The organism is Kitasatospora xanthocidica (assembly GCF_014656195.1).
GTDB lineage: Bacteria > Actinomycetota > Actinomycetes > Streptomycetales > Streptomycetaceae > Kitasatospora > Kitasatospora xanthocidica.
In genome coordinates this window covers 172654-188438 of the sequence record NZ_BNBY01000014.1, presented here as the reverse complement: position 1 = coordinate 188438, position 15785 = coordinate 172654, and the positions used below count along the sequence as shown (strand labels likewise).

The 15785-nt window shown below is 71.4% G+C and carries 13 protein-coding genes; 3 read left to right on the top strand and 10 right to left on the bottom strand.

Annotated features, from left to right (window positions below; all coding sequences use genetic code 11):
* Positions 1 to 321: 321 nt before the first annotated feature.
* The 3 genes from IE332_RS24305 (at position 322) to IE332_RS24295 (ending at position 2885) form a co-directional block, all read left to right on the top strand.
* Positions 322 to 675, top strand: coding sequence for a DUF6542 domain-containing protein (locus IE332_RS24305; RefSeq protein WP_189920091.1), 354 nt, complete (start codon positions 322 to 324; stop codon positions 673 to 675).
* Positions 668 to 2326, top strand: coding sequence for an LCP family protein (locus IE332_RS41950; protein ID WP_189920089.1), 1659 nt, complete (start codon positions 668 to 670; stop codon positions 2324 to 2326). Before IE332_RS24305 ends, IE332_RS41950 begins: the two co-directional genes overlap by 8 nt.
* Before the next feature lie 175 nt (positions 2327 to 2501).
* The gene (locus IE332_RS24295; protein ID WP_189920086.1) at positions 2502 to 2885 is read left to right on the top strand and encodes a VOC family protein; all 384 of its coding nucleotides are present in this window, start codon (positions 2502 to 2504) and stop codon (positions 2883 to 2885) included.
* An 89-nt stretch (positions 2886 to 2974) separates the two neighbouring features.
* Here IE332_RS24295 and IE332_RS24290 read toward each other — a convergent pair whose 3' ends face one another.
* The 10 genes from IE332_RS24290 to nuoI form a co-directional block, all read right to left on the bottom strand.
* Positions 2975 to 4030, bottom strand: a complete 1056-nt coding sequence (locus IE332_RS24290; protein ID WP_189920083.1) for a 2-oxoacid:ferredoxin oxidoreductase subunit beta — start codon at positions 4028 to 4030, stop codon at positions 2975 to 2977.
* Positions 4027 to 5994: a 2-oxoacid:acceptor oxidoreductase subunit alpha gene (locus tag IE332_RS24285; protein ID WP_373313818.1), complete on the bottom strand. Its 1968-nt coding sequence runs from the start codon at positions 5992 to 5994 to the stop codon at positions 4027 to 4029. Before IE332_RS24285 ends, IE332_RS24290 begins: the two co-directional genes overlap by 4 nt.
* 305 nt (positions 5995 to 6299) lie before the next feature.
* A complete protein-coding gene (locus IE332_RS24280; RefSeq protein WP_189920079.1) occupies positions 6300 to 6962 on the bottom strand; it encodes a response regulator transcription factor in 663 nt (220 codons plus the stop codon).
* A gap of 214 nt (positions 6963 to 7176) precedes the next feature.
* Positions 7177 to 8187, bottom strand: a complete 1011-nt coding sequence (locus IE332_RS24275; RefSeq protein WP_189920077.1) for a polyprenyl synthetase family protein — start codon at positions 8185 to 8187, stop codon at positions 7177 to 7179.
* Between the two features lie 332 nt (positions 8188 to 8519).
* Positions 8520 to 10157, bottom strand: coding sequence for an NADH-quinone oxidoreductase subunit NuoN (gene nuoN / locus IE332_RS24270; RefSeq protein WP_189920075.1), 1638 nt, complete (start codon positions 10155 to 10157; stop codon positions 8520 to 8522).
* Complete coding sequence (locus tag IE332_RS24265; RefSeq protein WP_189920073.1) at positions 10154 to 11806, bottom strand: NADH-quinone oxidoreductase subunit M; 1653 nt, start codon at positions 11804 to 11806, stop codon at positions 10154 to 10156. The genes nuoN and IE332_RS24265 overlap by 4 nt, the downstream gene beginning before the upstream one ends.
* Positions 11807 to 11984: 178 nt before the next feature.
* The gene (gene nuoL, locus IE332_RS24260; RefSeq protein WP_189920071.1) at positions 11985 to 13898 is read right to left on the bottom strand and encodes an NADH-quinone oxidoreductase subunit L; all 1914 of its coding nucleotides are present in this window, start codon (positions 13896 to 13898) and stop codon (positions 11985 to 11987) included.
* Between the two features lie 14 nt (positions 13899 to 13912).
* Positions 13913 to 14212 (bottom strand): NADH-quinone oxidoreductase subunit NuoK, encoded by a 300-nt coding sequence (gene nuoK, locus IE332_RS24255; protein ID WP_030235394.1) that lies wholly within the window; start codon positions 14210 to 14212, stop codon positions 13913 to 13915.
* On the bottom strand, positions 14209 to 15147 hold the full coding sequence (locus IE332_RS24250) for an NADH-quinone oxidoreductase subunit J (RefSeq protein WP_189920146.1): 939 nt from the start codon (positions 15145 to 15147) through the stop codon (positions 14209 to 14211). Before IE332_RS24250 ends, nuoK begins: the two co-directional genes overlap by 4 nt.
* 23 nt (positions 15148 to 15170) lie before the next feature.
* Complete coding sequence (gene nuoI, locus IE332_RS24245) at positions 15171 to 15782, bottom strand: NADH-quinone oxidoreductase subunit NuoI (RefSeq protein WP_189920069.1); 612 nt, start codon at positions 15780 to 15782, stop codon at positions 15171 to 15173.
* Between the last annotated feature and the right edge of the window lie 3 nt (positions 15783 to 15785).

Sequence of the window (15785 nt, the reverse complement as noted above, 5' to 3'; positions counted from 1 at the left end):
CTCTACACCCGTGTAGAGGAAAAGCGGAAGCCCCTCTCCCCGCATCACGGCCGGTCCGGAGGGGCGAGGGAACCGACCGACCGGCCCGGACGTCCAGAACTGGCAGCGCCCACGAACGGGATTCCGAACGACGGTCGGCGCGGGCCCGGGCGCCGCCGCGGCGCACGGGACACAGAACACGGATCACGGGAACACCGGGGGTGAGTGCGCGTGGCAGGACAGCGAGGACGGCCGTCCGAACAGGGTTCACGACGGCGGGCGGCGGCGGGCGGGCCCGCCGCGGGCCCGGCGCGCCCCCTTCCCGGCGGAGCCGCGGCACCCGTGGCCCTGGCCCTCGGGCTGCCGCTGGCCGGCGCCGCGGTCGACGAGGTCTCCGGCCCCGGCATGGGCCTGGCCTTCGCCGTCTGCGCGGTGCTCGGGACGGGCCTGGCGGCGGCGCTCAGCAGCCGCAACGGCTGGTGGTGGGTGCTCGCCACCTCGCCGCTGGTCGTCCTGGGCGCGACCGCCGCCGTCGAGCTGGCGGCCCACCGCGACCGCTACCAGGGCAAGGCCCTGGCCACCGGCGGCGCGAAGTGGGTGGTGCACGGCTTTCCCGTGATGGCGGAGGCCGCCGCGGCGGCGCTCCTGGTGATCGTGGTCCGGCTGGTCCGGCACCGGAGGAGGCAGCGTGGCTGACAACGCCGAGCACGACGGGCAGGGCGCACCCGCCGCCACCGGGCAGGGCGGCCGGGCGGCCGCCCGCCGGGGCGCGGAGCCTCGCCGCGCCTCCCCGCTGCTGATCGCGGGCCGGGTGACGGCCTGCACCGTCGGGCTGGCGGTGTTCGCCGCCAGCGGGGTGGTCTGGTACGAGTACAAGCAGCTCACCGACGGGATGACCACGTCCAACGTCATCGCCGAGACGAAGAAGGACGCCCCCAAGCACCTCGACAACTCGGTCAACCTGCTGCTGATCGGCCTGGACAGCCGCAAGAACATGGACGGTTCGGACCTGCCCCCGCAGTTCGTCCAGGACGAGCTGCACGCCGGCCACAGCTCCGACATCGGCGGCTACAACACCAACTCGCTGATCCTGCTGCACATCCCGGCGAACGGCGGCAAGGTGCAGGCCGTCTCCATACCCCGCGACGACTACGTCATGACCTACAACGCCGACGGCTCCCAGCTGGGCATGGCCAAGATCAAGGAGGCCTACGGCGCGGCCAAGGACAAGGCCGATCCGGGCCTGCGGGCCAAGGGCCTCAAGGGCGCCGATCTGGAGAAGGCGGGCCGCGACATAGGCCGGGCGGCCACCATCCGCACCGTCCAGAAGTTCCTCGACCAGCCGATCGACCACATCGCCGAGGTCAACCTGATGGGCTTCTACGACATCGCCAAGGCGGTCGAGCCGATCCAGGTCTGCCTCACCCACGACACCAAGGACCCGGCCATGGAGGGCCAGGGCTCCGGCGCCGACTTCAAGAAGGGCATCAACACCCTCAACGCCTCCCAGGCGCTCTCCTTCGTCCGCCAGCGCCACAACCTCGACGGCCCCGACGGCAACTCCGGCGACTTCGCCCGCACCCACCGGCAGCAGGCCTTCATCTCCGCGGTCGTGCACAACCTGAAGCAGAAGGGGATCGTCGGCGACCTCGGCAAGATGCAGGAGCTGATGGGCGTCATCCAGAAGGACCTCGTCATCGACAACGAGTGGAACATCCTCGACTTCGCCCAGCAGGCCCCGGCGCTGACCGGCGGCAACGTCGAGTTCAACACGCTGACCTTCGACGGCTTCGGCACCAAGAACGGCCAGGACGTCAACCTGGTGACCCCGGCGAAGGTCCAGAAGGTGGTCAAGCAGCTGTTCGGCTACGCCGACGCCGCCCCCGCACCGGCCCCGGCGGGCGCCCCGTCCGCCGAACCCGCCCCGACCCCGACGCCCACCCCCACCCCGACCGCCGCCAAGGCCGTCACGGTGGACGTCCTCAACGCCTCCTCGGCCGCCGGGGTCTCCTCCACCGCCGAGTCCAAGGCCCTGGTCGCGATGGGGTTCAAGGAGGGCCGGACCGGCTCCGCGAGCAGCCGGCCGAAGACCACCACCGTCGTCTACGGCAAGGGCGCCAAGGACGCCGCCGAGCAGATCGCCGCCCGCTACGGCGTGACCGCCACCGAGTCCGCCTCCGTCGGCGCGGACCGCGTGGTCGTGACCCTCGGCACCGGCTTCACCGGGGTCGACGCCGACAAGCCCGCCGCTCCGGGCGGCGCCCCGTCCGACCCGGTCGCCAACCTGCCGATGCAGGGCCCCGGCGTCGACGCCCAGTCCGACGGCGGCATCCCCTGCGTCTACTGACCCGCCCCGCTCCGACCGCCTGAGGGAGGCTCCCGCGCCGGGAGCCTCCCTTCGCGCATTCCCCGGGCGGCGCATTTCCCTGGCGCGATTCTCCGTACTATGTATAGTGTACTGCGTACGGGGTAATCGTGCGGATGCCCCGGGACACCCGGATGCCGACGAGAGGGTTCTCGCTTTGCAGATCACCACCACCGCCGTCTCCCTGACCGTCGAGGACGTCAGCCCCTCCGCCGCCTTCCTTCAACAGCACTTCGGCTACGCGGAGGAGATGTCGGCCGACGGCTTCGTCTCGCTCAAGCACCCCGGCGGCGGCGTCAACGTCGTCTACCTGCGGCGCGGCCTGGAGGTCCTGCCGGAGGAGCAGCGCCACCGGACCGCGGACGGCGTGATCCTGGCGTTCGTCGTCCAGGACATCGCCGCCGAGGAGCGCCGGCTGCGCGAGGAGGGGGTCACGATCACCCTGCCGCTGCGCGAGGAGCCGTGGGGCGAGAAGCTGTTCCAGGTCGCCGACCCGAACGGGGTCGTGATCGAACTGGTCGAGTGGGCCGAGCAGCAGTAGCCAGTAGTCAGTAGTCAGTGGCCGCAACGGCAGGCGCCCCTCGTCCCGGCCGGGACGAGGGGCGCCTGCCGTGTGCGCGGGCGGAGCGGTCAGTCCACCGTCCAGGTGTCGTTGCCCGCCAGCAGCCCGGCCAGGTCGCCCGGGCCGCGGTGGGCGGCGGCGGTGGCCAGCTGGCTCGCCATCAGTTCGTCGTAGACGGGCCGTTCGACGCTGCGCAGCACGCCGATCGGCGTGTGGTGCAGGGTGTCCGCGTCGGCGATCCGGGAGAGCGCGAAGGCGGTGGCCGGGCCGGCCGCGTGCGCGTCGTGGACCAGCACCTCGGCCTCGTTGGCCGCCGTGACCGGCGCGGTGAACAGCTCGCCGTCCGCCCCCCGGAAGACGCCGTTGGCGCCCTCCGCCCCGAAGCGGATGGCTCGCCCGTGCTCCAGTCGGATCAGCGCCTCCTCCCGGGTGCCGGCGTCCTTGAGCACCTCGAAGGCGCCGTCGTTGAAGATGTTGCAGTTCTGGTAGATCTCCACCAGGGCCGTGCCCTCGTGCTCGGCCGCCGCCCGCAGCACCGACTGCAGGTGCTGGCGGTCGGAGTCGATGGTGCGCGCGACGAAGGTGGCCTCGGCGCCGATCGCCAGCGACAGCGGGTTGAAGGGCGCGTCCAGCGAGCCCATCGGGGTGGACTTGGTGATCTTGCCGAGCTCGCTGGTGGGCGAGTACTGGCCCTTGGTGAGGCCGTAGATCCGGTTGTTGAACAGCAGGATCTTCAGATTGACGTTCCGCCGCAGGGCGTGGATCAGGTGGTTGCCACCGATCGACAGCGCGTCGCCGTCACCCGTCACCACCCAGACGCTCAGATCCTGCCGCGCGGTGGCCAGGCCGGTCGCGATCGCCGGCGCCCGCCCGTGGATCGAGTGCACCCCGTAGGTGTTCATGTAGTACGGGAAGCGGGAGGAGCAGCCGATGCCCGAGACGAACACCGTGTTCTCGCGCTTGATGCCGAGCTCGGGCATGAAGGACTGCACCGCCGCCAGGATGGCGTAGTCCCCGCAGCCGGGGCACCAGCGGACCTCCTGGTCGGTCTTGAAGTCCCGTGCGCTCTGCGGGGCTTCGTCCTTGGGCACCAGCCGCAGCGAAGGGAAGCGGTGATCACTCATCGGTGGTCCTCCTCGTCCAGGGTGCCGATCGCGGCCCACAGCACGTCCGCCAACTGGGCCGCCTTGAACGGCAGTCCGCGCACCTGGTTGTAGGACTCGGCGTCCACCAGGTACTTCGCCCGCAGCAGCAGGGCGAGCTGCCCGAGGTTCATCTCGGGCACGATGACCTTCTCGTAACTCCGCAGCACGGCACCCAGGTTGGCCGGGAAGGGGTTGAGGTTGCGCAGGTGCGCCTGGGCGACCTCGCCGCCGTCCGCGCGCACCCGGCGCACCGCGGCGGTGATCGGCCCGTAGGTCGAGCCCCAGCCGAGGACCAGCACCCGGGCGTCGCCGGTCGGATCGTCCACCTCGACCGGCTTCACGGTGATGCCGTCGATCTTGGCCTGCCGGGTGCGGACCATGAAGTCGTGGTTGGCCGGATCGTAGGAGATGTTCCCGGTGCCGTCCTGCTTCTCGATGCCGCCGATCCGGTGCTCCAGGCCGGGCGTGCCGGGCAGCGCCCAGGGCCGCGCCAGTGTCCGGGGATCGCGCAGGTACGGCCAGAAGGCGCCGTCCTCGCGGTTCGGGCCGGTCGCGAACTGCGGGTCGATCTCGGGCAGTTCGTCGACCTCGGGGATCCGCCAGGGCTCCGAGCCGTTGGCCAGGTAGCCGTCGGAGAGCAGGAAGACCGGGGTCCGGTAGGTGACGGCGATCCGGGCCGCCTCCAGCGCCGCGTCGAAGCACTCCGCGGGCGTGGCCGGGGCGACGATCGGCACCGGCGCCTCGCCGTTGCGGCCGAACATCGCCTGCAGCAGGTCCGCCTGCTCGGTCTTGGTCGGCAGGCCGGTGGAGGGGCCGCCGCGCTGGATGTCCACGACCAGCAGCGGCAGTTCGAGCGAGACCGCCAGGCCGATCGTCTCGCTCTTGAGCGCCACGCCGGGCCCGGAGGTGGTGGTCACCCCGAGCGCCCCGCCGAAGGCGGCTCCGAGCGCGGCACCGATGCCGGCGATCTCGTCCTCCGCCTGGAAGGTGCGCACCCCGAAGTTCTTGTGCCTGCTCAGCTCGTGCAGGATGTCCGAGGCCGGGGTGATCGGGTACGAGCCCAGGTACAGCGGCAGTCCGGAGCGCTGCCCGGCGGCGATCAGCCCGTAGGACAGGGCGAGGTTGCCGGAGATGTTGCGGTAGCGCCCGGCCGGGAGCTTGGCCGGCGGCACCTCGTAGGAGACCGCGAAGGTCTCGGTGGTCTCGCCGAAGTTCCAGCCCGCCCGGAAGGCGAGCACGTTGGCCTCGGCGATCTGCGGCTTCTTCGCGAACTTGGCGCGCAGGAAGGACTCGGTGCCGTGCGTGGGCCGGTGGTACATCCAGGACAGCAGGCCCAGGGCGAACATGTTCTTCGCCCGCTCGGCGTCCTTGCGCGCCAGGCCGCTGTCCTTGAGCGCCTCCAGGGTCAGCGTGGTCAGCGGCACCTTGTGCAGGTGGAAGCCGTCCAGCGAGCCGTCGGTGAGCGGGTCCGCCGGGTAACCGACCTTCGCCAGCGCGCGCTTGGTGAACTCGTCGGTGTTGACGATGATCTCCGCGCCGCGCGGCAGGTCCGGCAGGTTCGCCTTCAGCGCGGCCGGGTTCATCGCGACCAGCACGTTCGGGGCGTCGCCCGGGGTCAGGATGTCGTGGTCGGCGAAGTGCAACTGGAAGGACGAGACGCCCGGCAGGGTGCCGGCGGGGGCGCGGATCTCGGCCGGGAAGTTCGGCAGCGTGGAGAGGTCGTTGCCGAAGGACGCCGTCTCCGAGGTGAACCGGTCACCGGTGAGCTGCATTCCGTCACCGGAGTCGCCGGCGAAACGGATGATGACCCGGTCGAGTCTGCGGATCGGCTTGGTGCCCCCGGGTGCCGGCCCGCCCGGGGCGGGCGGTCCGGCGGGCACGGCCGGGCCGGGGCGCCCGTCACCGCTCCCGGCACGGGCCTCGTCGCCGTCCGAGCCGTCCACTGCCTCTGACTGATCGACCTGACTGGTCACTGCCGCGGACCTCCTAGGGCACACCACCCGCGGGCGCGGCCCCGTGCCCCGTCCGCCTGGTGCACCTCACGCATCCTATGCGGGTGGAGTCGAGACCGGACGGAACTCCCGCGTGCGGCGGGAAATCACCGGCCCGCGCCCGTACCGCACATGGGGAAGAACGTCCGACCGCCGGAGATCATTCCGAATCCGGCGGCCGTTCCGGCAGTCGTTCCGACAGCTGTTCCGGCTCCCCCGGCGGCGGCCGGGGCGTCCGCCAGGCGCCCGCCGGGACCTTATGACCTGAGGTACGTCAGCACGGCCAGCACCCGGCGGTGGTCCTCCGGGCTCTGGGCCAGGCCCAACTTGAGGAAGATGTTGCTGACGTGCTTCTCCACCGCACCGTCGGAGACCACCAGCTGCTTGGCCACGGCGGCGTTGGTGCGGCCCTCGGCCATCAGTGCGAGCACTTCACGCTCGCGCGGCGTGAGATTGGTCAGAACATCGCCCTTGCGGCTGCGGCTGAGCAGCTGCTGCACCACCTCCGGGTCCAGCGCGGTGCCGCCCTCGGCGACCCGCACCACGGCGTCGGCGAACTCGCGCACCTCGGCGACCCGGTCCTTCAGCAGGTAGCCGACGCCCCGGGTGGATCCGGCCAACAGCTCCGAGGCGTAACGTTCCTCCACGAACTGTGACAGCACCAGCACGTTCAGCTGCGGGTAGCGGCCGCGCAGCTCGACGCAGGCGCGCAGGCCCTCGTCGGTGTGCGAGGGGGGCATCCGCACGTCGGAGACCACGACGTCGGGCAGCGCGTCGGCGGCGGCCAGGTCGTGGATGGTCTTCACCAGGGCCTCACCGTCCCCGACGCCGGCGACGACCTCCAGGCCGCGATCGGTGAGCAGCCTGGTCAGCCCCTCCCGCAGCAGTACGGAGTCCTCGGCGATGACGACGCGACGCATGGCGACCTTCCCGGCTCGGGTGGAGCTGACGTGAGTCAGTCTCCCCCATCGCGGGGGCCGGTCCCGCCCCGTCCGCCGGTTTCTCCGACGGCGCCCGGGAGTTCGGCCGGGGAGCGCGGGCGGGAGGACGGGCGCGGAGGCGGGTTCGGACGCGGCATGGACGACGGGCGCGGCACGGACCGACCGGGCCCGGGTCGACCGGGCCCGGCACCGGTCACATGGTGCGGATGGCCACCGCGTCGCAGAGCCCCACCAGGGCCGACTTCGCCGGGCACTCCGGCAGCGGGGCGAGCAGCGCCCGGGCCTCCTCGGCCCGGCGCAGGGTCTCCGCGCGGGCGCGCTCCAGCGCGGGGTGGGCCCGCAGCAGGCGCAGCGCCTCGGCGTGCAGCTCGTCGTCCGCGAGGTCCTGGGCGAGCAGTTCGCGCAGCCGAACGTCGTCCGGGTCCGCCGGGTCGGCGGGCATCTGCTGCAGCAGCAGGGTGGGCAGGGTCAGCACGCCCTCGCGCAGGTCGGTGCCGGGGGTCTTGCCGGACTCGTGGCCGTCGCTGGCGATGTCGAGCACGTCGTCGGCCAGCTGGAAGGCGATGCCGATCCGCTCGCCGAACTCGCCGAGGGTGTCCACCAGCTCGGGCTCGGCGCCGGCCATCAGCGCTCCTATCCGGCAGGAGACGGCGATCAGCGAGCCGGTCTTCCCCTCCAGCACGTCCAGGTAGTGCAGCAGCGGGTCCATCTCCGGGCCCGGGCCCTTGGTCTCCAGGATCTGGCCGGTGACCAGCCGCTCGAAGGCCTCGGCCTGCATCCGCACGGCCTCCGGGCCGAGGTCGGCCAGCACCTGGGAGGCGCGGGAGAACAGGAAGTCGCCGGTGAGGATGGCGACCGAGTTGTCCCAGCGGGAGTTGGCGCTCGGGGCACCGCGGCGCACCGGGGCCTCGTCCATGACGTCGTCGTGGTACAGCGTGGCCAGGTGGGTCAGCTCGACGACCACCGCGGCCGGCACCACGCCGGGCGCACCCGGGTCGCCGAACTGCGCGGCCAGCAGCAGGAGCAGCGGACGGAAGCGCTTGCCGCCGGCCTCGAGGAGGTGACTGGCGGTGACGGTGATGAAGGGGACGTCGCTCTTGACGGCCTCGCCGAGCGCCGCCTCCACCGCGTCCAGTCCGGCCTGGACGTCCCGGGTCAGGTCGCGGTCCTGCACGCTGAGCCCGAAGGGTTCCACGACGGTCACGAAGACCACTCCTCTGTCCCTGGTCGATCTAGCGGCCTGGTCCCTGAGTGCCGCCGCTGGCCATACAGGCAGGGTATCCGGTCGCGAGTGGATCACTGCACGGGCGTGCGGATCCTGTCATGATCGGGCCGGAGGCCCTGGTCAGGGCGGCTGTCCGGGCCGTACCGCGGTGGGCGCGAATCCGGCTGGAAGATAAAGGCGGGAGACCCGCCGGCGCGTTCCGGCCCCGGTCACCGACAAAGACCCGTCCGGGCCGCGCGGACGGGGCGCGGCCCGGACGGGGCCCTGGTCGGGAACGGTGGGGAACGGTGGGGAACGGTGGGGACGCGGGGTCAGCGCACGAACAGCGAGGCCTTCGACGCCAGGTCGAGGAAGTACTGCGGCAGCAGGCCGAGACCCAGCGTGACCAGCACCCCCACCCCGATCGCGGTCGCCGTGAAGGCGCTCGGGATCGCCACCGTGGGGCCGCCCGGCTGCGGGTCCGAGAAGAACATCAGCACGATGACCCGGATGTAGAAGAAGGCGGCCACCGCCGAGCTCAGCACACCGACGATCACCAGCGGGGTGGCGCCGCCGCTCGCCGCGGCCTGGAAGACCGCGAACTTTCCGGTGAAGCCGGAGGTCAGCGGAATCCCGGCGAAGGCCAGCAGGAACAGCGCGAACACCGCCGCCACCAGCGGCGAACGCCGGCCGAGCCCGGCCCAGCTGGACAGGTGGGTCGCCTCGCCCTTGGAGTCGCGCACCAGTGTGACCACGGCGAACGCGCCGAGCGTCACGAAGGAGTACGCCAGCAGGTAGAACAACACCGAGGAGATCCCCTGCTTGTTGACGGCGATCACCCCGGTCAGGATGAACCCGGCGTGCGCGACCGAGGAGTACGCCAGCAGCCGCTTCACGTCCTGCTGGGTCACCGCGAGGACCGCGCCCACCACCATGGTGAGGATCGCCACCCCCCACATCACCGGCCGCCAGTCCAGCCGCAGGCCGGGGAAGGCCACGTAGAACAGCCGCAGGAAGGCCCCGAAGGCCGCGACCTTGGTGGCCGCCGCCATGAAGCCGGTCACCGGGGTCGGCGCGCCCTGGTAGACGTCCGGGGTCCAGGAGTGGAAGGGCACCGCGGCGACCTTGAACAGCAGGCCGACCGCCAGCATCGCCAGGCCGGTGAGCACCAGCACGTCGCTCCGGGTACTGGCCAGCTGCGCGGGGGTGGTCATCGCCTTGCCGGAGATGACGTCCCCGATGTCGCCGAGCTTCACGCTGCCCGCGTAGCCGTACAGCAGCGCGGTGCCGAACAGGAAGAACGCCGACGCGAAGGCGCCGAGCAGGAAGTACTTGACCGCCGCCTCCTGGGAGAGCAGCCGGCGGCGGCGCGCCAGGGCGCACAGCAGGTACAGCGGCAGGGAGAAGACCTCCAGCGCCACGAACATGGTCAGCAGGTCGTTGGCGGCGGGGAACAGCAGCATGCCGCCGACCGCGAACATGGTGAGCGGGAAGACCTCGGTGGTGGCGAAGCCGGCCCGGACCGCGGCCCGCTCCTGCTCTCCGCCGGGGGTCGCGGCGGCCTGGGCGGCGAAGGCGTCGGCGGGCAGGCCGCCGGCCTTGGGCTCCAGCTTCCGCTCGGCGTAGGTGAGCACCGCGACCACCGAGGCCAGCAGGATCACGCCCTGCAGGAACAGCGCCGGGCCGTCCAGCGCCACCGACTCCATGGCCAGCAGGTCGATCCGGGTGAAGCCGTGGCTCTGCACGGCCAGCACCACCACGGCGACGAAGGCGCCGATCAGCCCGGCCAGGGCGAGCGTCACCTGCGTCCAGTGCCGGTACCGGCGGGGCACGAAGGCCTCCACCAGGATCCCGGCCACGGCGACGCCGAACACCACGAGCATCGGCGAGAGCCGGCCGTACTCGATGTGCGGCGCCGGGATGCTGGGGGTGTTGCCGCCGGCGGCGGCGAGCACTGCGGTGGCGTTCACTTCTGCTCACCTCCTGGGGTGGCGGCGACCGGGTGGGCCGGCGCCGGGTCGGTCTCGTGGACCTGCGAGAGCGTCGCGTTCACCGAGGGGTTGACCAGGTCGGTGAGCGGCTTGGGGTAGACGCCGAGCAGGACGGTCAGCGCCACCAGCGGGGCGACCACGGCGAGCTCGCGGGCCTTGAGGTCGGGCATCGCGCGCACGCCCTCCTTCACCGGGCCGGTCATGGTGCGCTGGTACAGCAGCAGGGCGTACAGCGCGGCCAGCACGATGCCGAAGGTGGCGACGATCCCGATCACCGGATAGCGAGCGAAGGTGCCCACCAGCACCAGGAACTCGCTGACGAACGGGGCCAGGCCGGGCAGTGACAGGGTGGCCAGGCTGCCGATCAGGAAGGTCCCGGCGAGCACCGGGGCGACCTTCTGCACACCACCGTAGTCGGCGATCAGCCGCGAGCCGCGACGGGAGATCAGGAAGCCGGCCACCAGCATCCACGCGGCGGTGGAGAGGCCGTGGTTGACCATGTAGAGGGTCGCGCCGCTCTGGCCCTGGCTGGTCAGGGCGAAGATGCCCATGATGATGAAGCCGAAGTGCGAGATCGAGGCGTAGGCGACCAGCCGCTTGATGTCCTTCTGGCCGACCGCCAGCAGCGCGCCGTAGACGATCCCGATCAGCGAGAGGACCAGGATCGCCGGGGCGAAGGTCTTCGAGGCGTGCGGGAACAGCCCGAGGCAGAACCGCAGCATCGCGAAGGTGCCGACCTTGTCCACCACGGCGGTGATCAGCACCGCGGTGCCGGCGGTGGCCTCGCCCATCGCGTTCGGCAGCCAGGTGTGCAGCGGCCACAGCGGGGCCTTCACCGCGAAGGCGAAGAAGAAGCCCAGGAACAGGGCCTTCTCGGCGGTGCCGGACAGCTGCAGCCTCCCGTCGGCGATCGCCGAGGTGAGCGTCCGCAGGTCGAAGGTGCCGAACCCCTGCTCCTGCGCGATCACGTACAGGCCGATCACGGCGGCCAGCATCACCAGGCCGCCGAGCAGGTTGTAGAGGAGGAACTTCACGGCCGCGTAGGAGCGCTGGCGCGCCGACTCGGGGCCGCCGGCCCGGTCGCCGAAGCCGCCGATCAGGAAGTACATCGGGATCAGCATGGCTTCGAAGAACACGTAGAACACGAAGACGTCGGTGGCGTAGAAGGAGACGACCACCATCGCCTCCACCGCCAGGATCAGGGCGAAGAAGCCCTGGGTCCGCCGGCGCCGCTCGATGGTGCCGGGGTCGACCGGGCCGTCGGTCCCGACCGGGGCCGCGTCCGGGGTCGGGTCCGGGTCGGCGTCGTGCCAGGAGGCGAGCATCACCATCGGCACCAGGACGGCGGTGAGCAGGGCGAGGACGGCACCGATGCCGTCCACGCCGAGCGAGAAGGTGATGCCGAAGGAGCGGATCCAGCTGTACGACTCGGTCAGCTGGTAGCGGTCGCCGTGCGGGTCGAAGCGGATCGCCGCCACGGCGGCCAGCACCAGGGTCAGGGCCGAGACGCCGAGGGCGACGAGCTTGGTGGTCCGGCGCCGGGCCCCGGTCGTCCCGGCCGGCAGCGCGGCGGTCAGCACCGCGCCGGCCGCCGGGACGGCACAGGTGGCGGACAACAGGGCGCTCATACGGTCACCCCCCACGTGGAATCCCCGCCGAGCGGGCGAGTCACCGCGCCCCGAGCCGAAGGGCGCGCCGGTGCCGAGAGCGACGAGCGACGAGCGACCGACGAAGGAGGGAGTGCGGGAGCGAGGAACGTCGGCGCCGGGTCGGAGCGCCCGGAGGCGAGCGGGCGAGTCACTGTCATCAGACGGACCTCATCAGGAGAGTCGTGGCGACCAGCACCAGCGTGCCGCCGAACATGGAGAGCGCGTACGAGCGGACGAAGCCGTTCTGGACCCGCCGCAGCCGTCCGGACAGGCCCCCGATCGCGGCGGCCAGGCCGTTGACGAAGCCGTCCAGGCCGCGGCTGTCGAAGAAGACCAGCGTCGCGGTGAGCGCCGAGCCCGGCCGCACCAGCACCGCGTGGTTGAAGTCGTCCTGCAGCAGGTCGCGGCGGGCGGCCCGGGTGAGCGGGGAGCCGACCGGCGGCACCACCGGGACCGGCGAGCGCCCGTACATCAGGTACGCGAGGGCGACGCCGGCCAGCATGCAGGCCATGGTCAGCAGGGTGACGGTCAGCGGGGCGAGCGGGGAGTTGCCCTCCTCGTGCCCGGTGACCGGCTCCAGCCACTTCAGGAAGGAGTCGTTGAAGGCGAAGAGTCCGCCCGCGAAGACCGAGCCGAAGGCCAGCAGGACCATCGGGATCGTCATGGTCTTCGGCGACTCGTGCGGGTGCGGGGCGTTGCCGTCCTCGTCCGGCTGCCAGCGCTTCTCGCCGAAGAAGGTCAGCACCATCACCCGGGTCATGTAGAACGCGGTGACGGCGGCGCCGACCAGGGCGCAGAGGCCGAGGATCCAGCCCTCGGTGCCGCCCTTGGCGAAGGCCGCCTCGATGATCTTGTCCTTGGAGAAGAACCCGGACAGGCCCGGGAAGCCGATGATCGCCAGGTAGCCGAGGCCGAAGGTGACGAAGGTGACCGGCATGTACTTGCGCAGGCCGCCGTAGTGACGCATGTTCACCTCGTCGTCCATGCCGTGCATGACCGACCCGGCGCCGAGGAACAGCCCGGCCTTGAAGAAGCCGTGGGTCACCAGGTGCATGATCGCGAAGGCGTAGCCGATCGGGCCGAGCCCGGCCGCCAGCACCATGTAGCCGATCTGCGACATGGTCGAGCCGGCCAGCGCCTTCTTGATGTCGTCCTTGGCGCAACCGACGATCGCACCGAACAGCAGCGTGACCGCGCCGACCACCACCACGGCGGTCTGCGCGTCCGGGGCCAGGTCGAAGATCGCCGAGGAGCGGGTGATCAGGTAGACGCCGGCGGTCACCATGGTGGCCGCGTGGATCAGCGCCGACACCGGGGTCGGGCCCTCCATGGCGTCCCCGAGCCAGGACTGCAGCGGCACCTGCGCCGACTTGCCGCAGGCCGCCAGCAGCAGCATCAGGCCGATCGCCGTCAGCTTGCCCTCGCTCGCCTGGTGGGCGGCGCCGACCGCGCCTTCCGAACCGAGGACCGGGCCGAAGGCGAAGGAGCCGAACTCGGTGAACATCAGCATGATCGCGATGGACAGGCCCATGTCGCCGACCCGGTTGACGAGGAAGGCCTTCTTCGCCGCCGTCGCCGCGCTCGGCTTGTGCTGCCAGAAGCCGATCAGCAGGTACGAGGCCAGGCCCACGCCCTCCCAACCGAAGTACAGCAGCAGGTAGTTGTCGGCGACCACCAGCAGCAGCATGGCGGCCAGGAACAGGTTCAGGTACGCGAAGAAGCGGCGGCGGCGCTCGTCGTGCGCCATGTAGCCGACCGAGTAGAGGTGGATCAGCGTGCCGACGCCGGAGATCAGCAGGACGAAGGTCATCGACAGCTGGTCGAGCCGGAAGGTCATGTCGGCCTGGAAGCCGTTCACCGGGACCCAGCTGAACAGGTGCTGGGTGACCGCCCGGTGCTCGGCGCCGCGGCCGAGCATGTCCGAGAAGAGCGCCAGGCCGAAGCCGAACGAGAGCGCCGCGAAGGCGGTGGCCAGCCAGTGGCCGAACCGGTCCAGCGCCCGGCCGCCGAGCAGCAGCAGGGCCGCGCCGGCCAGTGGAGCCGCCACCAGCAGCGGAATGAGAGAGTTCACCGAAGGTCCTCCGCCTACAGCTTCATCAGGTTGCTGTCGTCGACCGAAGCGGAGTGCCTGGTCCGGAAGATGGAGACGATGATGGCGAGGCCGACCACGACCTCGGCCGCCGCGACCACCATCGTGAAGAAGGCGATGATCTGGCCGTCCAGGGTGCCGTGCATCCGCGAGAACGTCACCAGCGCCAGGTTCGAGGCGTTCAGCATCAGCTCCACGCACATGAACAGCACGATCGCGTTGCGCCGGATCAGCACCCCGGATGCCCCGATGGTGAACAACAGTGCCGACAGGTATAGGTAGTTGACCGGGTTCACTCGTCGCCCTCCTCGCCGGTCGCGCCGTCCTTGCCGGCCGCGCCGGCCTTGCCGTTCGCCGGCACCGGCTCCAGGGACTTGCGCGGACCGGCCACCTCCGGCCGCTCCGAGGACGGACGGCCCAGCCAGTCCGCCGTGCTGTTCTCCAGCTCCGCCATCCGCCGCAGCATCGCCTGGCTGACGTCCCGGATCTGGCCGCGCTCGCGCAGCGTCGCCATCACCGAGTCCTCGGCGATCGTGCCGTCCGGCAGCAGGCCGGGAACGTCCACCGCGTTGTGCCGCGCGTACACGCCCGGCGCCGGCAGCGGCGGCAGCTGGATGTTGTCCTTGACGCGCTGCGCCGCCAGCTCGCGCTGGGTCTTCGGCGGCTTCACGTGCTCGCGGTGGGTCAGCACCATCGCGCCGATCGCCGCGGTGATCAGCAGCGCGCCGGTGACCTCGAAGGCCCACACGTACCGGGTGAAGATCAGCCGGGCCAGGCCCGGAACGTTGCCCTCGGCGTTCGCCTCGGACAGCCCGGTGAAGTGGTCCAGCCTCGCATTGGCGATCCCGGCGACCAGCAGCACGCCGAAGCCCAGTCCGCACAGCACCGCGGCGAACCGCTGGCCCTTCAACTGCTCCTTCAGGGAGTCCTCGCTGGTGACGCCGACCAGCATCACCACGAACAGGAAGAGCATCATGATCGCGCCGGTGTAGACCACGATCTGCACCACACCCAGGAACACCGCGCCCTGGGCCATGTAACAGACCGCCAGCGCCATCATGGTGGCCGCCAGGCAGAGCGCGCTGTGCACCGCCTTCCGCATCAGCAGCATGCCGAGCGCGCCGCCGACCGCGATCACCGCGAGCACCCAGAACTGGACCGCCTCACCGGTGGAGGTCGCCCCGGCCGCGGCCGCGAGCCGTCCGGTCGCGGCCGCGAGATCCGTCGTCACGGCCGCCGCCGCGAGTTGTCCGGTCACGGCCGCACCTCCTTCTCCCGGTCGGTGCGCTCCTGCTCGACCGTCCCCGGCGCCGCCGCCGTGATCTCGCCCCGGTAGTACGCGCCCTCGTCGGCGCCCGGGAAGATCTCGTGCGGGGTGTCGACCATGCCCTCGGTGAGGCCCACCAGCAGCTGCTCCTTGGTGAAGATCAGGTCCCGCCGGGAGGAGTCGGCCAGCTCGTACTCGTTGGTCATGGTCAGCGCCCGGGTCGGGCAGGCCTCGATGCACAGCCCGCACAGGATGCAGCGGGCGTAGTTGATCTGGTAGACCGCGCCGTAGCGCTCACCCGGGGAGTAGCGCTCCTCGTCCCGGTTGTCCGCGCCCTCCACGTAGATCGCGTCGGCCGGGCACGCCCACGCGCACAGCTCGCAGCCGACGCACTTCTCCAGGCCGTCCGGGTGCCGGTTCAGCTGGTGGCGGCCGTGGAAGCGCGGAGCGGTGGGCTTCTTCTGCTCCGGGTACTGCTCGGTGAGCCGCTTCTTGAACATGGCCTTGAAGGTCACGCCGAAGCCGGCGGCCGGGCCGAGGACCGACGGCCGGTCGGCCCGCTCGGGCCGGTCCGTACGGTCGGACTGGTCGGACGACATCTC